A 20641-nucleotide genomic window follows, 5' to 3' on the forward strand; every position below is an offset into this window, starting at 1 on the left:
GGCGTTCTTCGTCCAGGTGGGGCCCTTATTCATGGACAGCGCTGAATGACGACCCAGCAGGCGCTGTCCTTCGCGCTCGTCGGCCTGACCGTGATCGCCTTCATCTGGGGGCGGTGGCGATATGACCTGATCGCGCTCGGCGCCTTGGCGTTGGGGGTGGCCATCGGGGTGATCCCGATCAAGAGCGCCTTCGAAGGGTTCGCCAACGACATCGTTATAATCATTGCCAGCGCCCTGGTGCTGAGCGCGGCGGTGGCCCGATCGGGGCTTGTGGACACGCTGATGGCGCCGCTGGTTCCCCGGCTGAAGACCGAGAAGAGTCAGGTGCCGGTGTTCGCCGCCGCCACGGCCCTGCTGTCGATGGCCAGCAAGAATGTCGGGGCCCTGGCCCTGATGATGCCCAGCGCCTTGCAGATCGCCAAGCGGACCGGTGTTCCCGCCTCCCGCCTGCTGATGCCGATGAGCTTCGCCAGCCTGGTCGGCGGGCTGGCGGTGCTGGTCGGGACGTCTCCCAACATCATTGTGGCCGAGGTGCGGGCCGAGGGCGGCGGCGAGCCGTTCGGGATGTTCGACTACATGCCGGTCGGCGGGATCCTGACGGTGATCGCCATCGTCTACCTGACCTTCGCCTATCGGCTGCTGCCCAAGGACCGCAAGGCGGCCATCGACGTGGACGCGGCCCTGGCCGCCAACGCCTACATGACCGAGGCGGAGGTTCCGGAGGGCTGGGTCTTCAAGAGCGGCCGGGTGGCGGAGATCAACAGCTTCGGCGACGGCAGCACCAAGGTGGTGGCCATCCAGCGCGGCCGCCAGCGGATTGCTCAGCCCCACTCCAACCGCAAGATTCAGCCCGGCGACGTCCTGCTGCTCGAGGGCGAGGAGCAGGAACTGAACGAGCTGATCGTGCGCGCTGGGTTCAAGCTCAGCCTGGCCGATCGGCCGGTGGTGTTGTCCGAACCGACCGACGAGGTGCGGGTGGTCGAGGCGGTGATCGGGGCGGCCAGCGACCTGATCGGCCAGAGCGCCAAGAGCTTCGCCCTCCACGACGCGCACGGGGTCAACCTGATCGGGGTCAGCCGCAGCGGCTATCGCATGCGCGGGGCCCTGTCCGCGACGCGGCTGCGCAGCGGCGACATCCTCGTCTTGCAGGGCAGCGAGCGCAGCCTGCCCGAGGCGCTGCAGGCGCTGGGGCTGCTGCCGTTGGCCGAGCGGGAAGTGCGGCTGGGCGGCATCCGCCACGCCATCGCCCCGGCGGTCATCCTGGCCGGCGCCATGGTGCTGGTCGCCACGGGCGTCATGGAGGTGGCCGCCGCCTTCTTCACCGCCGCGGTGCTGGTGGTGGCGGTGGGCGCCCTGCGGATGCGGGAGGCCTACGCCGCCCTCGACGCCCCGGTGCTGATCCTGGTGGCGGCCCTGATCCCGGTCAGCGCCACGGTGCAGTCCAGCGGCGGGGCCGACCTGATCTCCGCCGCCCTGGCCGGGGCGTTCAACGGCCTGCCGCCGCTGGTCACCCTGACGGCCATGATGCTGGTGGCCATGATCGCCACCCCCTTCCTCAACAACGCCGCCACGGTGCTGATTGTCGCCCCGATCGGCATGGGGCTGGCCAAGCAGTTGGGCCTCAGTCCCGACCCCTTCCTGATGGCCGTGGCGGTCGGCGCCGGCTGCGACTTCCTCACCCCGGTCGGCCACCAGTGCAACACCCTGGTGATGGGGCCTGGCGGCTACAAGTTCGGCGACTACGCCCGACTTGGGGCGCCGCTGTCGCTGATCATCCTGCTTGTCGCCCCGGCCCTGATCGCCTTCTTCTGGCCGTTCACCGCTTGATAATCCGAGGCCGATAGGAAAACGGCGGGGCAAAACGCCCTTCCACCCAGGTGGACCTCAGAACGGGCCGGGCTGATGTTCAGCATAAACACCAATGTGGGCGCGATGATCGCGCTCCAGAGCCTGAACCTCGTCAACCGCGAGCTGTTCGAGGTGCAGCGCCGGATCAGCACCGGGCTCAAAATCTCATCCCCCAAGGATAACGGCGCGGTCTGGGCCATCGCCCAGGGCCAGCGGGCCGAGGTTCGCGGCCTCAGCGCAGTGACCAGTTCCCTGCAGCGGGGCCAGTCCATCGTCGACGTGGCCCTGAACGGCGGCGAGGAGATCAGCGACCTTCTCACCCAGATGAAGGAAAAGATGCTGGCCGCCTCCGACGCCAGCCTCAACGCCACCGAACGCTCCGCCCTCAGCGCCGACTATGTGGCCCTGCGCAGCCAGATCGACCGCATCGCCTCCAACGCCACCTTCGGCGGAGTGAGCCTGATTTCCTCCGGCTCGACGGGCAACGTCCGCGCCCTGGCCAACGCGGCCGGGACCGACACCATCAATGTTGACCATGTGGACCTGTCGACCACCGGCGGCCTGATCAGCGGCACCCTGGCCGACCTGACCACGGTGACCGCCGCCGACCTGACCAACCTCGACAATGCACTCAAGGGGGTGAACGGGGCGGTCGCCAAGCTGGGCACCGGGGCCAAGGCGCTGGAGCGGCACGAGACCTTCATCGGCAAGCTGTCCGACACCCTGGAGGCCTCCATCGGCCGGCTGGTCGACGCCGACCTGGCCAAGGAAAGCGCCCGCTTCCAGGCGCTGCAGGTCAAACAGCAGCTGGCCATCCAGGCCCTCAGCATCGCCAACCAGCAGCCGCAGCTGCTCCTCCAGCTGTTCCGCTAGAGTAGCGTCCCCTGCGCCTCGCGCGGCGCCTCCGCCACCGTCCAGGTTCCGGCGGGGGAGGGGGTCAGCAGGCCGTCCTCCCCGGCCAGCCAGCGGTCCCAGTCGGCGCGGGCCAGCACCACCGGCTGGCGGTCGTGGGTCGGGGCGATGTCCGGGCCGGGATCGACGGTCAGCAGGGTGAAGCGGGGGTCGTCTCCCCCGTTCTGGAAGCCGGCGAAACAGAACCACGCCCCATCCGTGCGGGTGAACCGCCAGCGGGTCTTGGGATACTTATCGCCGGTAAACTCGAAGAAGCTGGAGGCCGGGACCAGGCAGCGCCCTCGCTCGAACCGGCGGCCTTCGGAACGCATGTTGATCACCGGCGGCCGCTTGGGCTGGCTGGGGGCCAGTCGCCATTTCATACGGACCAGTATCGAATGATCCGTGGCCGGCAGGATGACCGGCGCCGCATCGGTAGGGCGGATGTCGTCGGTCGGCTCGAGATTCGGCGGCCCGTCCGGAAAGATCAGCGGGAAGCGGCTCTCGCTGAAGATCTCGAAGAGCTCGGCGGGCGGAATGTGGTTTGCGTAGTTGTTGCACATGGGTCAGGCGTCCGGCTCAGGATCCGCTCGCGAGGGCTTGGCAGAAGGTGATGGCCAAGGGGCCGAGGCCGTAGAGAAAGCCGGCGATCCGGAGCCTGCCGCTGTAGCCCGGCCGAAGCAGGAACCAGACGAAAATCGGCCCGAACAGCAGGATGGCCCAGGTCAGCCGCTCGCTGATCTGCCGCCGGCGCAGAGGCGGCAGCAGGGAGGCGGTTTCGGGTCCGACGCCGAGCAAAGTCATCAGGGCGAGGCTAGCGTGGAATGCAGCGCCTGTCCCGATCGCCTCGCCGGAACGGGCGACAGCGGCGATCTCACCCTTTCGGGCGATGGCTCTCCGCCCGGCGGCGGCCTAGGCTGGCGTCCATCAGTCGGCCAGCGCGCCAAGGGAGACACGCCATGACCTTCCAACAGACCGGCACCCCGGTCGCCTTCGTCAACGTCAGCGACCGCGAGCAGGCGCTGGGCTTCTATCGCGACAAGCTGGGGCTGGGCCTGCGCAGCAGCGATCCGTTCGGCGATTTCCTGGAGTTCGGGTCCGCCCTGATCCGGCTGACGGCCCTGCCCGACTACAAGGCCGGCCCCTATCCGATGCTGGGCTGGAACGTCGAGGACATGGTGGCGGCGGTGACCGCCCTGCGCGACCGGGGCGTGACCTTCACCATCTACGACGGCATGGGCCAGGACGCCCTGGGCATCTGGACCGCCCCGGACGGCAAGGCGAAGGTGGCCTGGTTTACCGATCCGGATGGCAATGTGCTGAGCCTGTCGCAGGCTTGAGGGGCTGGTTGGCGGCTGCCGAGGGCCGTAGGTTGGCCGGATGAAACTGTCCCGCTGGCTGATTGCACCCCTTGCCCTCACCCTGCTGTTCTGGGGACCGCCGGCTTCGGCTTTCCCCAATCACAACACCCCGGCCAAGGCCAAGCTGCCGGCCCCGGCCGGCCATGGGGTGGTCATCTCGTCATCGGGCGCACCGAGGAAGTGCGTGGTCAAGGCCAGCCAGCTTCACATCTCGCCGGTGGGGAAGGCGAGTATCTGGGACGTGAAGATCAGTCTGGTGCTCGATAACTACACGGTCAAAAGCGAGTTCGAGGGCCACCACGGGTTCATCAATGTGAACGTGCTGCCGGAAGGGGAGTATCAGTTCTATCCTCACTCCCTGAACGCCGCTTCATATCGCGTCTTGGGCCGGGGGCGATTCAGCGTCAAGGCAGGGGAGACTGTCTATATCGGCGAGATTTTCCGGGTCGCAGGCTGTGGGGATTCGGGCGGCCGCATGGGGCTGGAGGTGCGGGACCAGCAGGCGCGAGACCTGGAGATGGCAAAGCGGCTGCGGTCGGAGATCGACACAACGCGCGTGGTGAAGCGGCTGGCATATGTCGAGGAGGATGTGGGGATCGACGGGAGGCCGGTGGAGGCGCCGAAGAGGTGACTTCGCTGACCCGGCCGGAACTTATGCTGAGCATATTGCAGGCGCGAACGGATCGGGCCCCTGCGTGAGCGAATGAAGGCGCCGAATCACCCCCAAACGTTGGGGGAGGTTCGGGGGCCTGAAAGCCCTAAGCCACCTTCACCCGCGCCGCACTCTCCGGCAAATCCTCCCCAAACGCCCGCTGGTAGAACTCCGCCACCGTCGGCCGTTCCAGCTCGTCGCATTTGTTCAGGAACGTCATCCGGAACGCCAGCCCGACATCCCCGCCGAAGATCTCGGCGTTCTGGGCCCAGGTGATGACCGTGCGGGGGCTCATGACGGTGCTGATGTCGCCGTTCATGAAGGCGTTGCGGGTCATGTCGGCGACGCGGACCATGGCGGCCAGGGTGCGGCGGCCCTCGGCGGTGGCGTAGCGGGGGTTCTTGGCCAGCACGATCTCGGCCTCGACGTCATGGTCGAGGTAGTTGAGCGTGGTGACGATCGACCAGCGGTCCATCTGGCCTTGGTTGATCTGCTGGGTGCCGTGGTAGAGGCCGGTGGTGTCGCCCAGACCGATGGTGTTGGTCGTCGAGAACAGGCGGAAATAGGGGTTGGCGCGGATCACCTTGTTCTGGTCGAGCAGGGTCAGCTTGCCGCCGGCCTCCAGCACCCGCTGGATGACGAACATCACGTCCGGGCGGCCGGCGTCGTATTCGTCGAACACCAGGGCCATCGGCCGCTGCAGGCACCAGGGCAGGATGCCTTCGCGGAACTCGGTGACCTGCTTGCCGTCCTTCAGGACGATGGCGTCCTTGCCGACCAGATCGATGCGGCTGACGTGGCTGTCGAGGTTGACCCGCACCATCGGCCAGTTGAGCCGGGCGCAGACCTGCTCGATGTGGGTCGACTTGCCGGTGCCGTGATAGCCCTGCACCATGACCCGGCGGTCGAAGGCGAGGCCCGCGACGATGGCCAGGGTGGTCTGGGGATCGAACTTGTAGGCCTCGTCCAGGTCCGGCACATGGCTGTCGCGATGGCTGAAGGCCGGGACCATCATGTCGCTGTCGACGCCGAAGACGTCACGGACGGAAACCTGCTTGTCGGGGACCAGGGTCAGCAGGGGATCGGCGGCGGAGGGGGTGTCGGTCAGGTCGGCCATGTCATGGGTTCGATAGCGCGTTTGAAGCGTTGGGCAAACAGGTGTTGGGCTGGAATGGGTGCATGACGTTGGGTGAATCGATGCATTGGCGCCGGTGGCTGGCCGGCGGGCCGGCTCTGGTGAAGCGAATGGTGCTGTCGGCGCGGGCCGAGCTGGCGGCGACGGGCGCATTGCTGGTCCTGGCGATCAGCGTGCTGTCGTTCATCGAGATCGCAGACGATGTGCAGGAGGGAGACACCCGGCGAATCGACCGGGCCATCCTGCTCATGTTCCGCACGGCCGGCGATCCGGAGACGCCGCTGGGCGGCCGCTGGGTGCGTGAGGCGGTGGGGGACATCACCGCCCTGGGCGGCTGGACGGTGCTGACCCTGTTCGTGGTCCTGCTGGTCGGGTTCCTGGTCAGCCTCAGGCGGTGGCGAGAGGCGGCCCTGCTGGCGGCGGCGGCCATCGGCGGCACGGTGCTGGGCCAGACGCTGAAGGGCATCTTCGGGCGGGAGCGGCCAGAGGAGTCGCTGCGCCTGGTCGAGGCGATCCACACCAGCTTTCCTAGCGGCCACGCCATGATGTCGGCGGTGATCTACCTGACCTTCGGCGTGTTGATGGCCCGGTTCGCCAACCGCACGCGGGTGAAGATCTTCGGCATGATCATGGGGGTGGTGCTGACCCTGATGGTGGGGGTCAGCCGGGTGTATCTGGGCGTCCACTGGCCCAGTGACGTGCTGGCCGGATGGTGCGTCGGGGCGGCCTGGGCAATGTTCTGCTGGCTGGTGGTGTGGGCGGCGGAGAGGTGGTGGCGCGCGGATGTGGAGCACGCGCCGCAGGGGTGACCTCGCTAAGCCAGCTTCGCCTTCTTCAGCGTCTTCCACGCCTGGATTACCCGCTGCAGCTTGTGTTCGGCCGAGCGGTCGCCGCCGTTGCTGTCGGGGTGGCAGCGTTTCAGCAGCTCGTGGTAGCGGGCCTTGATTTCCTTGGGCTCGGCGGTTTCGCGCAGGTCGAGGTCGGCCAGGGCGTCGCGCTCCATCTTGCCCAGCTGGCGGCCGTCGTTGCGCTTCTGTGACTGGGACGCGTCAGGCGCGCCCATGCCGAACAGGCTGAACGGATCGGCGAAGGCGCCGGCGTCGCCCGATCCCGCCTTGGCCTCGCGGCTGCGGTTGGAGGCCTTGAAGCTCCAGGTCGGGCGCTCGCCGGTGACGCGGGCGGCCTGGACCTCGGCCACCTGCTCGTCGCTCATGCCGGCGAAGAAGTTCCACTGCTTGTTGTAGGCGGCCGCGTGGGCCTGGCAGAACCAGTAGTGCTCGTGCATCAGCTGCGGCGATTTGGGCGCGCGGGTGGTGGCGGCGGCGCGGCAACCGGCGTGGTCGCAGGGCTTCTCGCCCGGTTTCAGGGCATGGACGTCGTTGGCCGCCTCGTCTTCGCCCTCCTTGGGAGGGCGAACGCGGATGTCCACGAACCTGGGACGGTATTGAAACGAGCGGCTCATGGGACGAAGTATGGGCCTCGAACCCGACCATTTCCAGAATTGAACATGACCGTTTCAGGCCCCATAATGACCGCCATCCGCGACAAGCTGACGGCCGCCTTCACGCCCTCCCGCCTGGAGGTGGTGGACGACAGCGAACGCCACCGGGGCCACGGCGGCCACCGCGAGGGCGGCGAGAGCCATTTCAACGTCGAGATCGAGAGTGCGGCCTTCGCCGGGGTCAACCGGGTGGCGCGGCAGCGACAGGTCTATGCGGCGCTGGCCGAGGAACTGGCGGGGCCGGTTCACGCCCTGTCGGTGAGGGCGACGGCGCCGGGGGAGTAGGGCTAGAGCGCATTCCGATTAGTGGGAACCGGTAATCGGGATCAAACGCGCGACCTGCTCTAGGCGGCGGGCGGCGCAATGACGGGAACGGCCGGGAAATAGGTGCGACAGGGCCTTGGATCGCGCGTCACCAGGGTAAGGCCCAGGACCGCCGCGTGGGCGCCGATGAAAAAATCCGGCAGGGGCGAGCGCTTCAGGCCGCCGCGTCGACGGTAGTCCGCGAACGCTCGCGACGCCAGGAAAGCCGCCTCGTAAGGCAGATCGAGGCGTTGGAAGGTGAGGGGCGCGAGCGCCGCCTCCAGCGCCGCATGGTCGATATAGACCGTCGCAACTTCGCCGTAGATGATCGGGTTGATCGCAATGATGCCGGCGTCGGCAGCGTCGGAAAGGGCGTTTGCGGACCAGTCCGCCCAGACCGGGTCGTCCTCCAGCACATCAATCAGGACATTGGAGTCAATCAAGAACACCGGGCGGTTCCCTGTCCCACCCGCGCGTCATGGCCATCACCTCGTCTGTGGTCAGCTTCACCTGGGCTGCGCCGCGCAGGCGGGTGACCAGTCGCTCGCCCTTGCTGGCCCGGCCTGCCGGAGCCTTGGCCTTGACGATGCGGATCGCGCCGCCCTCGACGACGAACTCGACATCCGTTCCGGGCACGAACCCGGCTTGGCGTCGGATGTCGCCTGGGATCGTCACCTGTCCTTTGGCGGTAATGCGCATCAGTGTCTTACTCCTGAAAGTAAGACTACCACAGCCTTGATCGTTCAGCCAGAAACCCGCCCCGCCGCCAGTTCCCGCAGAACCTTCTCAAGGTCGCCCTGACGGAACGGCTTCTGCAACACCGGCGTGCCGCGGTGATCGTCGACAAGGCCTGCCTCGCCGTAGCCGCTGGCGAAGGCGAAGGGGACGCCGCGGCTCTTCAGCGTGTCGGCAACGGGGAAAATCTGGCGGCCGCCGACGTTGACGTCGAGGATGGCCGCGTCGAGCTCGGCGTCCTTGGCCAGGGCCAGGGCCTGGTCCAGATCCGGGGCGGGGCCGACGATGTTACAGCCGAACTCGGTCAGCATGTCTTCAACCAGCATGGAGACGAGCATCTCGTCTTCCACGACCAAAACCCTGAGGCCGCCCAGCCCCTCGCCGACTTGCATCAACTGACCCCTCCGCCCGGACGCCTGGCGCCGACGGTGGCCGGCCAACCAAAACAACGCCTGAATACAAATGATCGCGGTGACCGCCCGAACGGTCCCGTCGTCTACCGTGCAGTAACGATGTCCGCTGCGTTCGGTTCCGGTGATCCGAGATTTTTATTTCCGCGCGCCCTCGGCGACCAGGAACGCCGCCAGCGCCCCCGGATCGACGGCCCGCACCACCCGGGTGTCGCCCAGGGCCGTGGGCAGGACCAGGGTGATGGCCCCGCCTTCGGCCTTCTTGTCCTGCGCCATGTGAGCCGCCAGGGCGGCGGCGTCGAAAGGATGGCCGGGGACCTGGTCCAGACGGGTCGGCAGGCCCGCGGCCGCCAGCAGGGCCTCGGCGCGGTCGGCGTCGGCGGGCGGGCACAGGCCTTGGGCGGCGGCGAAGCGGAAGGCCAGGGCGCAGCCGGCGGCGACCGCCTCCCCGTGCTTGAGCTGGTCGCCGTAGCCGTTCTCGGCCTCCAGGGCGTGTCCGAAGGTGTGGCCGAGGTTGAGCAGGGCGCGGCGGCCGGCCTCACGCTCGTCTTCGATGACGATCTCGGCCTTCATTTCCACGGACCGGCGGACGGCTACGGCCAGGGCGGCGGGCTCGCGGGCGAGGGCGGCGGCGGCGTGGGCTTCCAGCCAGGAGAAGAAGCCGGCGTCGCCCAAAAGGCCATACTTGATCACCTCGGCCATGCCGCAGGCCATCTCGCGGTCGGGCAGGGTGTTCAGGACATCCAGGTCGGCCAGCACCAGCCGGGGCTGGTGGAAGGCGCCGACCAGGTTCTTGCCGCGCGGCGTGTCGATGGCCGTCTTGCCGCCGACGCTGCTGTCGACCTGGGCCAGCAGGGTGGTGGGAATCTGGATGAAGTCGATGCCCCGCTTGTAGATGGCCGCGGCGAACCCGGCGAGATCGCCGACCACGCCGCCGCCCAACGCCACGATCATGTCTCCCCGATCCAGCTCCAGGGCCAGCAGCCGGTCGGACAGGTCGGCCAGACCCTCGAAACTCTTGCTGGCTTCGCCGGGGGGGATGGTGATGAGCTGGGCTTCGATACCGGCGGCGGCCAGGCTGGCGATCAGGGTTCCGGCGTGCAGGGCGGCGACCGTCTCGTCGGCGACCACGGCGGTGCGGCCGCGCTTGAGGAAGGGGGCGATGCGAGCGCCCGCCTGGCCCAGCAAGCCGGGGCCGATCACCACTTCGTACGACCGGCCGGCCAGCGCGACGGGGACAATGTGGCTCATGGGGCGCTCTGTTCGGCGAGGCGGCCGTGCAGGGCCTGAAGGATGGCGGAAACGGAATCGGTGTGCGGCGTCTCGCCCAGTTCGACGGTCAGGTCGGCTGTCGCGTAGACCGGGTAGCGGACGGCGGCCAGTTGCTGGAGCACCTCCAGCGGGTCCTTGCCGCGCACCAGGGGGCGGTTGTCCTTGCGGGCCACTCGGCGGGCCAGGATCTCGACATCGGCCTTCAGCCAGACGGTCACCGCCTTGTCGACCATCAGGGCGCGGGTCGCCTCGTTCATGAAGGCCCCCCCGCCAGTGGCCAGCACCATCGGCCCCTCGTCCAGCAGCCGGGCGATCACCCGCCGCTCGCCATCGCGGAATCCCTCTTCGCCGAACGCCTCGAAGATCTCGGGGATGGAGCGGCCGGCGGCGGTCTCGACCTCGGTGTCGGCGTCGCGGAACGGCAGGTCCAGGGCGGTGGCCAGGCGGCGGCCGACGCTCGATTTGCCCACGCCCATCAGGCCGACGAGGGCGATGGTGCGGTCGCGCAGGCGGGGGTCGGGCGGGGTCACGGCGAAAGGCGATACACGGGGCGCCCCGGCGGCTCAACAATTCCGTCATCCGGGCGCGCTTCGCTGGGGCCGGGATGACGGGTAAGGTGGCGCCATGCGTCGTCTGCTGCCCGTCCTCGCCGCCGCCCTGTTCGCAACTACCGCATTCGCCCAGGGGGTGGAGGTCGCGCCACTGGCCGCGCCGGACGTGTTCTCGGGCGGATCGCGCGACACCGGGCTGGGCGAAGACCTCTGGAAGGGCTCGTCGGCCGAGCTGGCGCGGCGGATCATGCCGACCATCGGCGGCAAACCGCTCAGCCCCGCCGGCCGGCTGCTGGCCCTGGGCGAGCCGCTGGCCGCCAATGCCTCGGTGGAGCGGATCCCAAACGCGGCGGCGGACCCGGCCCTGGCCGAGGTGGTCGCCGAAACGGCGCTGCTCACCGGCGCCGACGACCGCGCCTGCCAGACCGAACAGGCGGTCGCCATCGGCCGGGGCGAGGTCTACTGGCTGCGGCTGCGGGCCTATTGCCAGGCGATCGCCGGCCAGACCGACGCGGCCCAGCTGACCGTCACCCTGGCGCAGGAAAAGGCCCGCGACCCCGTCTTCGGCCGGTTGATGACCGCGCTTCTCGTCCAGGCCGAGCCCGGCGACCCGTCGGCCCGTAACGGGCTGGACACGGCCCTGTCACGGCGGCTCGGTCTTACCCTGCCGATACCGGCCTCGGCCGACCTGCCCCTGGTGCTGGTCAATGAGGCGGGGCTGCAATGCGCGGGCCGGTCGTGCGACCTGCTGGCCGCGGCGCTCGGGCAGCCGGTGAGCGGCGAGGCCCGTCTTGGCCTGTTCGACGGCACGGGAAAGTCGGCCGCCGCGCCGGGCCGGCTCGCGGCGCTGCAGGTCGCGGCGGATCGGGGTCTGGTCGGGGAGACCGGGCTGATCGCGGTCGCCATCCTGCAGGACGCGCCGAAGACGGGCCTGCCGCCCCACGACCGCGCCGCGGTGATCCGGGCCCTGGTCAAGGTCGGCCTGGTCCAGGACGCCCGGGGGCTGGCCACGGAAGGCGCCTTCGAGTGACCAGGGGCGGCGCCTGGCCCGAGGCCTTCCTGGAGATGATGGCGGTCGAGCGGGGCGCGGCGCGCAACACCCTGACCGCCTACGGCAAGGACCTGGAGGACCTGGGCGGATTCCTCAAGAGCCGCGGCCGGTCCTTCGGCGATGCGGCGGCGGAGGATGTCGAGGCCTGGTTCGTCGACCTGTCAGACCGCGGTCTGTCACCCTCCACGGCGGCCCGGCGGCGGGCGGCGGCGCGGCAGTTCTACCGGTTCGTCCTCGGCGAGGGCTGGCGGACGGACGATCCCTCGCGGCGGGTGGCGGCGCCCAAGCAGGGACGGCCCCTGCCCAAGGTGCTCAGCCGGGCCGAGGTCGAGGCGCTGCTGACGGCCGCCTCGGCGCGGGATGGCGGGCAGGGCTTGCGGTTGGCCTGCCTGATCGAGTTGACCTACGCCTCGGGCCTACGGGTGTCGGAGCTGGTGGCCCTTCCGCTCGCCGCCCTGGCGCGGGACCCGGCCTACCTCATCGTCAAGGGCAAGGGCGGCAAGGAGCGGCTGGCCCCGCTCAACCCGCCGGCCCGGCTGGCGGTGAAGGCCTGGCTGGAGGTCCGCTCCGCCTTCCTGCCCAAGGGGGTCAAGGAAAGCCCCTGGCTGTTCCCCTCGCGCGGCAAGGCCGGCCGGCTGACCCCCCGCCGCTTCGGCCAGCTGCTGGAAGAGGCGGCGGCCGGCGCCGGCATCGACCCGGCCCGGGTCAGCCCCCACGTCCTGCGCCACGCCTTCGCCACCCACCTGCTGGAAGGCGGGGCGGACCTGCGGGTGGTCCAGACCCTGCTGGGCCACAGCGACATCGCCACCACACAGATCTACACCCATGTCGCTGGCGACCGGCTGCGCGAGGTGGTGCAGAGCAAGCATCCGCTGGGGCGTGCGTCCTTCGACACGCCCGCTGCGCGGGCTGCTCAGGATGACGAACAGGGAGCGGGTTCGAAATAGCCCGTCATGCTGAGCAGCGGCCGCAGGCCGCGTGTCGAAGCACGTACCCGGCTTGACGCGCTGCACCGCACAATCCAAACCACCCGCGGATCGAACCGGGGACCCGCCATGAAGACGCCGCGAGGATTTTTCAAGCCGCTGGCCATCGGCGCCCCGACGCCGCCGCGCGAACTGCCGGTGCGGGTCGAGCGGATGATCCACTTCGTGCCGCCGCATCTGGACAAGGTGCGGGCCAAGGTTCCGGAGATGGCCAAACAGGCCGACGTGATCCTGGGAAACCTGGAAGACGCCATCCCCGCCGACGCCAAGGACGCGGCCCGCGCCGGCTTCATCCAGATGGCCTATGAGACCGACTTCGCCGCGCTCGGCGTCGGCCTCTGGACGCGCATCAACTGCCTCAACAGCCCCTGGCACTTCGACGACGTGACCAAGATCGTCGAGGGCGTCGGCGACCGGCTGGACGTGATGATGATCCCCAAGGTCGAGGGGCCGTGGGACATCCACTACATGGACCAGTTCCTGGCCATCCTCGAGGCGCGGCATGGGCTGAAGAAGCCGATCCTGCTGCACGCCATCCTGGAGACCGCCGAGGGGGTCAACAACGTCGAAGCCATCTGCGCCGCCTCACCCCGCATGCACGGCATCAGCCTGGGCCCCGCCGACCTCGCCGCCAGCCGCGGCATGAAGACCACCCGCGTCGGCGGCGGCCATCCCTTCTACAAGGTGATCGAGGATCCCCGCGCCGACGGCCAGCCCCGCATCGCCGCCCAGCAGGACATCTGGCACTACACCTTCGCCAAGATGGTCGACGCCTGCGCCGCCTACGGCATCAAGGCCTTCTACGGCCCGTTCGGCGCCATCGACGATCCCGACGCCTGCGAACAGCAGTTCCGCAACGCCTTCCTGCTCGGCTGCGCCGGCGCCTGGAGCCTGCACCCCAGCCAGATCGACATCGCCAAGCGGGTGTTCAGCCCCGACCCGGACGAGGTGAAGTTCGCGGTCCGAATCCTCGACGCCATGCCCGACGGCACCGGGGTGGTCATGCTGGACGGCAAGATGCAGGACGACGCCACCTGGAAACAGGCCAAGGTGATGGTCGACTGCGCCCGCCAGATCGCGGCGCGGGACCCTGAGTTCAAGGCCCTCTACGGCTTCTGATCAACCGCGCGGCAGTAGGGACAGATAGTCTCGGGCGTTGCGGTGGATCGGGCTGACCGCTTCCACGAACCGCATCAGCGCGGCCGGGTCGGCGATGATCAGGCCGCGGTACTGCTTCTTCACCGCCCCGGCGGCGATCAGGTCGCGAACCACCCGGACAACGGCCGAGCGCGACAACCCCAGGAACTCGGCGATGTCCTCATAGGTCACCGGCGCCGGCAGCGGCATGTTGGCCCCCTCCAGCAGGTCGGGCCGGCGGCCCAGGTAGGTGATCGCCTTGGCCACGCGGGCGCTGTGGGAATCCACGACGTTGATCACCGATCGGTCGTGCTCCATCCGGGCGCGGAAACAGATCAGCTGCAGCATGCCGGCCAACAGCCGCGGATCGCCGAACAGCTCGGTCCGCATCGCTTCCGCGGGAACCCTGATCAGCTTTGAGCGGACCCGCACCACGGTGTCGAACAGCACGCCCCGGTCATCGATCACCGGCACCAGCCCCACCACCTGCGGCGGGGCCATCAGGTCGGCCAGGTAGCGAACCCCGTCGGCAGTGATGGTCACCGCTTCCAGGCAACCCTCGACGACGATCCACATCTCGGTGGCCGGCTCGGATGCCCGGGCCAGCATCGCGCCGGCCTCGTACCAGCCCAGGGTGCTCACCGCCGCCAGCCGCTCCAGCGCCGCGTCAGGCCAGAACGACAGGGGCGCGGCCTTGCGCAGATCCTCCGGTCGCACCGCCTGCCGGCCGTTATCCTTGTCCACGCCGCGATCCCTTACGCCACAACGGGCCCGTCCCGACCCTTGCCCGCGACATTAACCAGATTGGGCAATCGGGAGCGAGGGGCGCGGGGGCTCAAAATGCGCTCAATCGTGTCTGCAGACCCGATCCGTCTTTGCGAAACCTGCTTGGCTGCTCCGGCTACGCCGCGTCCGGAGTTCGCCATGCCCTTCCCCGCCGTCCTCAACCTCTCCAGCCTCAATGGAACCAACGGTGTCCGGATCAACGGAGTCGGCCCGGGGGACAGCACCGGCCGCTCGGTCGACGCCGCGGACGTCAACGGAGACGGCTATGTCGACCTGATTATCGGCGCGAACGCCGCCGATACAAACGGATCCAACGCCGGCGCCACCTACGTCGTGTTCGGCGGGCCCGCGGGGTTTCCGGCCATCTTTGACCTCGCCGACCTCGATGGAGCCAACGGGTTCCGCATCGTCGGCGAGATGGCGAACGACGCCAGCGGTTTCATGGTCGCCTCGGTGGGGGACATCAACGCCGATGGCTATGACGATCTGGCCATCGGCGGCGCCCGCTTGGCCCATGTTGTCTTCGGCGCGGCGGGCGGGTTCGCGGCCGACCTCGACCTTTCCAGCCTGGACGGGACCAACGGCTTTCAGTTTGCCCACCCGCTACGGACGCGCCCGTCCCTGGCCTCGGCCGGCGATTTCAACGGCGATGGCCTGGTCGACATGATCATCGGCTTTGCGGACGACGACTTCTATCTGGTGTTCGGAACAGACGCGGGCTTCCCCGCCAACCTGGATCTGGCGTCCCTCGACGGCAGCGACGGCTTCCAAATCATCGGCGAGTCGACGCCCCATACGCCCGGCCATGAGGTGGCTTCGGCCGGCGATGTGAACAACGACGGCTTCGACGATGTGATCATCGGGCTCAGGTTGGGCGGTCCGGGCGACGATTATCCGGGCGCCGCCTATGTGGTGTTCGGCGCCGCGGGGGGCTTCGCCCCCGGCTTCGCGTTGTCGGATCTGGATGGGACCAACGGGTTTCGCATGGTCGGGGTGGGCGACTTCGCCGCTACGGGCAACTCGGTCGCTTCCGCAGGTGACATCAATGGCGATGGCTATGCCGACATGATCGTCGGGGCCTACTACGCTGACACAAACGGCGACAAATCAGGCGCGGCCTATGTGGTGTTCGGTGCGGCGGGCGGGTTCGCCGCCGATCTGGACCTCGGGACGCTGGACGGGACGAACGGCTTTCGCATCAATGGCGCGGCGACGGGCGACCGCGCCGGCGCGTCCGTTTCCTCCGCCGGTGACATCAACGGCGACGGCCTCGACGACCTGCTTGTCGGAGCCTGGGGCGCGAGCCCCGACGGCTTCCGGTCCGGCTCGACCTATGTGGTGTTCGGGTCCGCCTCCGCCTTCGCGGCCGAGCTGGAGCTCTCCAGCCTGGATGGAACGAACGGCTTCCGCATCGATGGGAATGGGGAGCGCCATCTGACGGGGTATTCGGTCGCGGCGGCCGGTGACGTCAATGGAGACGGGGTCGATGACCTGTTCATCTCAGCCCCCGCCATTGCGGCCACCGGCGAGCCCGGCGCCGTCTTTGTTCTGTTCGGCCAGGCCAACCCGGTCGTCTTCGCGGGCACGGCGGGCGCCGACACCGTCGATGGCGCGGCAGGCGAGGATCAGCTCAGCGGCCTTGGCGGCAGTGACGTCCTGAACGGCCTGGGCGGCGACGATCTGCTGGACGGCGGGGACGCCAAGGACGTCCTCTATGGCGGCGAAGGGGCGGACACCCTCATCGGCGGCGCCGGCGGTGACCTGCTTGACGGCGGCACGGGCGCTGACCAGATGGCCGGCGGCCTGGGCGACGACACCTATGTGGTCGACAGCCTGGATGACATCTTCACCGAGGCGGCCGGCGAGGGCCAGGACAGGGTGAGGAGCAGCGTGACCTTCACGCTCGGCGCCACCCTGGAGAACCTGCAGCTGACCGGCGCCGGCGCCGTCAACGGCTCCGGCAATGCGCTGGCCAACCAGATCGACGGCAACAGCGGCGCCAACAACATCAGCGGCAACGGCGGGAACGACCTCATCCGGGGCAATGGGGGCGACGATTTCCTGAACGGGGACCAGGGGGATGATCAGGTCCTCGGCGGCGACGGGGCTGACAGACTCTCCGGCGGCGTGGGCGCCGACCGCATCGAGGGCGGGGCAGGGGCTGATGAGATCAGCGGGGACGATGGGAACGACATCCTCGACGGCGGGTCCGACAACGATGTGATCTTCGGCTTGACGGGAAACGACCAGCTGAACGGGGGCGATGGAGACGACCTCATGCGGGCGGGTGACGGAAACGACATCCTTACCGGCGGCGGCGGGGTCGATGAGATGCACGGGGACGCGGGGGACGACACCTATTTCGCGGCGGCAGGGGATGACCTCAGGGAACGAGCGAACGCCGGCGTCGACACGGTCCGCAGCATCGATGACTGGGTTCTGGGCGCCAATTTCGAGCGGCTTGTCCTGGAAGGGGCGGGCGATACCGACGGGACCGGCAACGAACTGGCCAACCAACTGACCGGCAACAGCGGCGCCAACATCCTCGATGGGGCGGCCGGCAACGACAACATCAATGGCGGTCTCGGCGCCGACCGGATCATCGGCGGGACGGGCAACGACATCCTGACCGGCGGCGGCGGGATCGACACCTTCGCGGTGCGGCAGGAGTCGGTCTATTCGAGTCTCTCGCCGCAGGGCCGGGTCCTGGAGGTCGACACCATCGCCGACTACCAGATCGGCGTGGACATCATCGACCTGTCGGCGATCGCGTCCGGCGACGCGGACGGCGCCTTCAATCTGGTGTCGAATTTCGACGGTGTCGCGGGCCGGATGACCCTGAAGTTCGCAGGCGGCGTGACCAGCCTCTCGCTGGATGTCGATGGCGACTCCAAGGCCGACTACCTGCTGAAGATCAACGGCGACGTCACCGGCGAAAGCGGCCGCTGGCTTCTCTGAGCCGACCCCCGACCCCCGCCAAATGAGAAGCGCCCCTGCGCAAAGATCGAGAGACGCCCATGGCTTTCCCCGCCCTGTTTGACCTCACCACCCTTGACGGAACCAACGGCTTCCGGCTGGTCGGCGCCCAAGCCGGTGATCTGGCCGGCCGAACGGTGACCTCGGCCGGGGACATTAACGGCGACGGGATCGCGGATATCCTTATCGGCGCCTACATTGCCGACGCGCCGGGCTTCAACACCGGAGCCGCCTATGTGGTGTTCGGCCGGGCCGGGGGATTCAGCGCCAGCCTGGATCTCGCCGCCCTGGACGGAAGCAACGGCTTCCGGCTCACCGGGCTGCCGGACCGGGGCTACGCCGGCCAGTCGGTATCCAGCGCCGGCGATATCAACGGAGACGGCATCGACGATCTGGTGGTCGGCGCGTTCGGCGTCGCGCCGAACGGCGCCAGGTCAGGCGCGGCCTATGTCGTGTTCGGCAGCACGGCGGGGTTCGACGCGGATCTTGACCTGACCACGCTGGATGGAACGAGCGGTTTTGCGATCAACGGCGCCGCGGCCGGGGATTACGTCGGCTGGTCCGTGTCCTCGGCCGGGGACGTCAATGGAGATGGCGTCGACGACCTCATCGTCGGGGCCCGGGGCGCCGACCCCGGCGCCGATCGCAGCGGCGCCAGCTATGTTGTTTTCGGCAGCGAGGACCCGTTCGATGCCGCGATCGAGCTGTCCGCTCTCGATGGCGCCAACGGCTTCCGGATCAGCGGCGTGGGAGTCTTGGATTACAGCGGCTGGTCGGTGGCCTCGGTGGGTGATGTCAATGCGGACGGGTTCGACGACCTGCTCGTCGGCGCCGTCACGGCCGACGCCAACGGTCTCAACTCCGGCGCCGCCTATGTGATCTTTGGCGGAGACGCCGGGTTTCCGGCCGATATCCCGCTCTCCAGCCTTGATGGGACCAATGGGTTCAGGATCGTCGGCGCAGCAGCCGGCGACAGGGCGGGTCGAGTCCTCGGGTCGGCAGGCGATGTGAATGGCGACGGCATCGCCGATCTGATCATCGGAGCCACCAACGCGGACGCCACCGGATCCAACTCCGGCGCCAGCTATGTGGTCTTCGGCGCCAGCGGCGGCTTCGCGGCCGATCTCGACCTGTCCAGCCTGGATGGGACGAACGGCTTCCGGATTTCGGGCGGGGCGGCGGGCGACTACGTCGGCGGCTCGGTCGCCTCGGCCGGGGACATCAACGGCGATGGCTTCAACGACCTGATCATCGGGGCGCAATATTCGGACGCGAACGGGGCCAACTCCGGCTCGGCCTATATCCTCTTTGGACGGTCCGGTCCCTTCGCCGCCAATCTCGACCTGACGACGCTGGATGGCGAGACAGGCTTCCGGATCAACGGTCTGCAGATCGATGGTTACTTCGGATTCGCCGTGGCCGGGGTCGGCGACGTCAATCGTGACGGCGTCGATGATTTCATCGTCGGGGCCTATAGCTCTGACATCAGCGCCGCCAATTCCGGCGCCGCCTACGTCATCTTCGGCCAGGCGGACCAGATCGTCTTCGCCGGCACGCCGGCCGACGACACGGCCAACGGCGGCATCCTGGACGACCAGCTCAGCGGCCTTGGCGGCTCGGACGTCCTGAACGGCCTGGGCGGCGACGACCTGCTGAATGGCGGGGACGCCAAGGACTTCCTCTATGGCGGCGAAGGGGCGGACACCCTGATCGGCGGCGCCGGCGGCGACCTGCTGGATGGTGGGAGCGGTGTGGACGAGATGGCCGGCGGCCTGGGGGACGACACCTATGTGGTGGATGAGTTCCTTGACCGGGCCACCGAGGCCGCGAACGAAGGCCAGGACCGGGTGAGGAGCAGCGTAAACTTCACTCTGATTGCCAACCTGGAAAACCTGCAGCTGACCGGATCTGCCGACATCAATGGGTTCGGCAATGAGCTGGGCAACCAGATCGACGGCAACAGCGGCGCCAACAACATCAGCGGCAACGGCGGGAACGACCTCATCCGCGGCCAGGGGGGCGACGACACCCTCCGCGGCAACGACGGGGACGACCAGGTCCTCGGCGGCGATGGGAATGACCGACTTTCCGGCAACGCGGGCGCTGACCGGATCGAGGGCGGGGCAGGGACTGACAACATCGGCGGAGATGATGGGAACGACATCCTCAACGGCGGGTCCGACAACGACGTGATCATCGGCGGGACGGGCAACGACCAACTGTACGGGGACGATGGAGACGATGAGCTTTTGGGGGGCGAGGGAAACGACGTCCTCACCGGCGGCGCCGGCGCCGATGAGATGTACGGGCAGTCGGGGGACGACACCTATGTCGTAGCGGCGGGAGACACCGTCCTGGAATTCTCCAACGAGGGTACCGACACGATTCGCAGTGCGGGCGCCTGGGTTCTTGGCAATAATTTCGAACGGCTGATCCTGGAGGGGTCGGCCGACATCAACGGAACCGGCAACGCGCTGGCCAACCAGCTGACCGGCAATGCCGGCGCCAACACTCTCGATGGGGCGGCCGGCAACGACAACATCAATGGCGGTCTCGGCGCCGACCGGATCATCGGCGGGACGGGCAACGACATCCTGACCGGTGGCGGCGGGATCGACACCTTCGCAGTGCGGCAGGAGTCGGTCTATTCGAGCCGCTCTCCGCAGGGGCGGTCCTTGGAGGTCGACACCATCGCCGACTACCAGATCGGCGTGGACATCATCGACCTGTCGGCCATCGTGTCGCGCGACGCGGACGGCGCCTTCAATCTGGTCTCGAACTTCGACGGCGTGGCGGGCCGGATGACCCTGAAGTTCGCCGGCGGGACGACCACCCTGTCACTGGATGTCGATGGCGACTCCAAGGCTGACTACCTGCTGAAGATCAACGGCGACGTCACCGGCGAAAGCGGCCGCTGGCTGCTCTAGAGCGCGTTCCGATTAGTGGGAACCGGTAATCGGACCAAACGCGCGACCACAAAGACTCTAGAGCAGCGTGATTTGATTTCATCAAATCGCGCCCTGCTCTAGTACCCGGTTGGGCGCCC

The 20641-nt window shown here is 68.4% G+C and carries 21 protein-coding genes; 11 read left to right on the top strand and 10 right to left on the bottom strand.

All coding sequences use genetic code 11. The features are described 5' to 3' along the window. Positions 1-45 precede the first annotated feature (45 nt). Both GVN21_RS03905 and GVN21_RS03910 read left to right on the top strand, forming a co-directional pair. On the top strand, positions 46-1827 hold the full coding sequence (locus GVN21_RS03905; protein ID WP_166573409.1) for an SLC13 family permease: 1782 nt from the start codon (positions 46-48) through the stop codon (positions 1825-1827). A gap of 75 nt (positions 1828-1902) precedes the next feature. Continuing rightward, positions 1903-2721: a flagellin gene (locus tag GVN21_RS03910; RefSeq protein ID WP_166573410.1), complete on the top strand. Its 819-nt coding sequence runs from the start codon at positions 1903-1905 to the stop codon at positions 2719-2721. On the opposite strand, the gene GVN21_RS03915 is transcribed toward GVN21_RS03910, so the two are convergent. Both GVN21_RS03915 and GVN21_RS03920 read right to left on the bottom strand, forming a co-directional pair. Next, complete coding sequence (locus GVN21_RS03915; protein WP_166573411.1) at positions 2718-3302, bottom strand: SOS response-associated peptidase; 585 nt, start codon at positions 3300-3302, stop codon at positions 2718-2720. The two genes, GVN21_RS03910 and GVN21_RS03915, sit on opposite strands and share 4 nt — an antisense overlap. Positions 3303-3318: 16 nt before the next feature. After that, entirely contained in the window at positions 3319-3543 is a 225-nt protein-coding gene (locus tag GVN21_RS03920) for a hypothetical protein (protein ID WP_166573412.1), read from the bottom strand. A gap of 155 nt (positions 3544-3698) precedes the next feature. Between GVN21_RS03920 and GVN21_RS03925 the strand changes: the two genes are divergently transcribed. Next, a complete protein-coding gene (locus GVN21_RS03925) occupies positions 3699-4079 on the top strand; it encodes a VOC family protein (protein ID WP_166573413.1) in 381 nt (126 codons plus the stop codon). A 40-nt stretch (positions 4080-4119) separates the two neighbouring features. Then, complete coding sequence (locus tag GVN21_RS03930; protein ID WP_166573414.1) at positions 4120-4731, top strand: hypothetical protein; 612 nt, start codon at positions 4120-4122, stop codon at positions 4729-4731. A 127-nt stretch (positions 4732-4858) separates the two neighbouring features. Here GVN21_RS03930 and cobS read toward each other — a convergent pair whose 3' ends face one another. Continuing rightward, on the bottom strand, positions 4859-5869 hold the full coding sequence (gene cobS, locus GVN21_RS03935) for a cobaltochelatase subunit CobS (protein ID WP_166573415.1): 1011 nt from the start codon (positions 5867-5869) through the stop codon (positions 4859-4861). 80 nt (positions 5870-5949) lie between these two features. On the opposite strand from cobS, the gene GVN21_RS03940 reads away from it, so the two are divergent. Further along, positions 5950-6696, top strand: a complete 747-nt coding sequence (locus GVN21_RS03940; protein WP_166573416.1) for a phosphatase PAP2 family protein — start codon at positions 5950-5952, stop codon at positions 6694-6696. Positions 6697-6701: 5 nt separating this feature from the next. Here GVN21_RS03940 and GVN21_RS03945 read toward each other — a convergent pair whose 3' ends face one another. Continuing rightward, a complete protein-coding gene (locus GVN21_RS03945; protein WP_166573417.1) occupies positions 6702-7349 on the bottom strand; it encodes a J domain-containing protein in 648 nt (215 codons plus the stop codon). 45 nt (positions 7350-7394) lie between these two features. Between GVN21_RS03945 and GVN21_RS03950 the strand changes: the two genes are divergently transcribed. Next, positions 7395-7673: a BolA family protein gene (locus GVN21_RS03950; RefSeq protein WP_166573418.1), complete on the top strand. Its 279-nt coding sequence runs from the start codon at positions 7395-7397 to the stop codon at positions 7671-7673. A gap of 59 nt (positions 7674-7732) precedes the next feature. Here the strand turns inward: GVN21_RS03950 and GVN21_RS03955 are convergent, their stop codons facing one another. The 5 genes from GVN21_RS03955 to GVN21_RS03975 form a co-directional block, all read right to left on the bottom strand. Next, positions 7733-8107, bottom strand: a complete 375-nt coding sequence (locus GVN21_RS03955) for a type II toxin-antitoxin system VapC family toxin (RefSeq protein WP_346764217.1) — start codon at positions 8105-8107, stop codon at positions 7733-7735. A gap of 19 nt (positions 8108-8126) precedes the next feature. Then, positions 8127-8390, bottom strand: coding sequence for an AbrB/MazE/SpoVT family DNA-binding domain-containing protein (locus GVN21_RS03960; protein WP_166573420.1), 264 nt, complete (start codon positions 8388-8390; stop codon positions 8127-8129). 44 nt (positions 8391-8434) lie between these two features. Continuing rightward, positions 8435-8818 carry a response regulator gene (locus GVN21_RS03965; RefSeq protein ID WP_166573421.1) on the bottom strand — a complete coding sequence of 128 codons (384 nt, stop codon included), beginning with the start codon at positions 8816-8818 and terminating at the stop codon, positions 8435-8437. Positions 8819-8974: 156 nt separating this feature from the next. Beyond that, on the bottom strand, positions 8975-10087 hold the full coding sequence (aroB, locus tag GVN21_RS03970) for a 3-dehydroquinate synthase (protein ID WP_166573422.1): 1113 nt from the start codon (positions 10085-10087) through the stop codon (positions 8975-8977). Continuing rightward, positions 10084-10638 (bottom strand): shikimate kinase, encoded by a 555-nt coding sequence (locus GVN21_RS03975; protein ID WP_346764218.1) that lies wholly within the window; start codon positions 10636-10638, stop codon positions 10084-10086. The genes aroB and GVN21_RS03975 overlap by 4 nt, the downstream gene beginning before the upstream one ends. 94 nt (positions 10639-10732) lie before the next feature. Between GVN21_RS03975 and GVN21_RS03980 the strand changes: the two genes are divergently transcribed. The 3 genes from GVN21_RS03980 to GVN21_RS03990 all read left to right on the top strand — a co-directional run bounded on the left by GVN21_RS03980 (position 10733) and on the right by GVN21_RS03990 (position 13815). Beyond that, on the top strand, positions 10733-11689 hold the full coding sequence (locus GVN21_RS03980; RefSeq protein ID WP_166573423.1) for a hypothetical protein: 957 nt from the start codon (positions 10733-10735) through the stop codon (positions 11687-11689). Beyond that, on the top strand, positions 11686-12657 hold the full coding sequence (locus GVN21_RS03985) for a site-specific tyrosine recombinase XerD (protein WP_166573424.1): 972 nt from the start codon (positions 11686-11688) through the stop codon (positions 12655-12657). The genes GVN21_RS03980 and GVN21_RS03985 overlap by 4 nt, the downstream gene beginning before the upstream one ends. A 108-nt stretch (positions 12658-12765) precedes the next feature. Continuing rightward, on the top strand, positions 12766-13815 hold the full coding sequence (locus GVN21_RS03990; RefSeq protein WP_166573425.1) for a CoA ester lyase: 1050 nt from the start codon (positions 12766-12768) through the stop codon (positions 13813-13815). Here the strand turns inward: GVN21_RS03990 and GVN21_RS03995 are convergent, their stop codons facing one another. Continuing rightward, on the bottom strand, positions 13816-14577 hold the full coding sequence (locus tag GVN21_RS03995; protein ID WP_166573426.1) for a Crp/Fnr family transcriptional regulator: 762 nt from the start codon (positions 14575-14577) through the stop codon (positions 13816-13818). It abuts the gene before it with no gap. A gap of 180 nt (positions 14578-14757) precedes the next feature. Between GVN21_RS03995 and GVN21_RS04000 the strand changes: the two genes are divergently transcribed. Together GVN21_RS04000 and GVN21_RS04005 are read left to right on the top strand one after the other, a co-directional pair. Next, entirely contained in the window at positions 14758-17577 is a 2820-nt protein-coding gene (locus GVN21_RS04000) for an FG-GAP repeat protein (RefSeq protein WP_166573427.1), read from the top strand. Positions 17578-17636: 59 nt separating this feature from the next. Continuing rightward, a complete protein-coding gene (locus GVN21_RS04005; protein WP_166573428.1) occupies positions 17637-20522 on the top strand; it encodes an FG-GAP repeat protein in 2886 nt (961 codons plus the stop codon). Positions 20523-20641 lie beyond the last annotated feature (119 nt).

It is taken from the genome of Caulobacter sp. SLTY (assembly GCF_009905535.1).
GTDB lineage: Bacteria > Pseudomonadota > Alphaproteobacteria > Caulobacterales > Caulobacteraceae > Caulobacter.

Excerpts from the sequence above, each read along its gene's own strand:
- GVN21_RS03915 (WP_166573411.1), bottom strand. The coding sequence starts at position 3,302 with ATGTGCAACAACTACGCAAACCACATTCCGCCCGCCGAGCTCTTCGAG.
- GVN21_RS03920 (WP_166573412.1), bottom strand. The coding sequence starts at position 3,543 with ATGACTTTGCTCGGCGTCGGACCCGAAACCGCCTCCCTGCTGCCGCCT.
- GVN21_RS03910 (WP_166573410.1), top strand. The coding sequence starts at position 1,903 with ATGTTCAGCATAAACACCAATGTGGGCGCGATGATCGCGCTCCAGAGC.
- GVN21_RS03905 (WP_166573409.1), top strand. The coding sequence starts at position 46 with ATGACGACCCAGCAGGCGCTGTCCTTCGCGCTCGTCGGCCTGACCGTG.
- GVN21_RS03960 (WP_166573420.1), bottom strand. The coding sequence starts at position 8,390 with ATGCGCATTACCGCCAAAGGACAGGTGACGATCCCAGGCGACATCCGA.
- GVN21_RS03925 (WP_166573413.1), top strand. The coding sequence starts at position 3,699 with ATGACCTTCCAACAGACCGGCACCCCGGTCGCCTTCGTCAACGTCAGC.
- GVN21_RS03980 (WP_166573423.1), top strand. The coding sequence starts at position 10,733 with ATGCGTCGTCTGCTGCCCGTCCTCGCCGCCGCCCTGTTCGCAACTACC.
- GVN21_RS04000 (WP_166573427.1), top strand. The coding sequence starts at position 14,758 with ATGCCCTTCCCCGCCGTCCTCAACCTCTCCAGCCTCAATGGAACCAAC.
- GVN21_RS03990 (WP_166573425.1), top strand. The coding sequence starts at position 12,766 with ATGAAGACGCCGCGAGGATTTTTCAAGCCGCTGGCCATCGGCGCCCCG.
- cobS (WP_166573415.1), bottom strand. The coding sequence starts at position 5,869 with ATGGCCGACCTGACCGACACCCCCTCCGCCGCCGATCCCCTGCTGACC.
- GVN21_RS03940 (WP_166573416.1), top strand. The coding sequence starts at position 5,950 with ATGCATTGGCGCCGGTGGCTGGCCGGCGGGCCGGCTCTGGTGAAGCGA.
- GVN21_RS03965 (WP_166573421.1), bottom strand. The coding sequence starts at position 8,818 with ATGCAAGTCGGCGAGGGGCTGGGCGGCCTCAGGGTTTTGGTCGTGGAA.
- GVN21_RS03950 (WP_166573418.1), top strand. The coding sequence starts at position 7,395 with ATGACCGTTTCAGGCCCCATAATGACCGCCATCCGCGACAAGCTGACG.
- GVN21_RS03945 (WP_166573417.1), bottom strand. The coding sequence starts at position 7,349 with ATGAGCCGCTCGTTTCAATACCGTCCCAGGTTCGTGGACATCCGCGTT.
- aroB (WP_166573422.1), bottom strand. The coding sequence starts at position 10,087 with ATGAGCCACATTGTCCCCGTCGCGCTGGCCGGCCGGTCGTACGAAGTG.
- GVN21_RS04005 (WP_166573428.1), top strand. The coding sequence starts at position 17,637 with ATGGCTTTCCCCGCCCTGTTTGACCTCACCACCCTTGACGGAACCAAC.
- GVN21_RS03930 (WP_166573414.1), top strand. The coding sequence starts at position 4,120 with ATGAAACTGTCCCGCTGGCTGATTGCACCCCTTGCCCTCACCCTGCTG.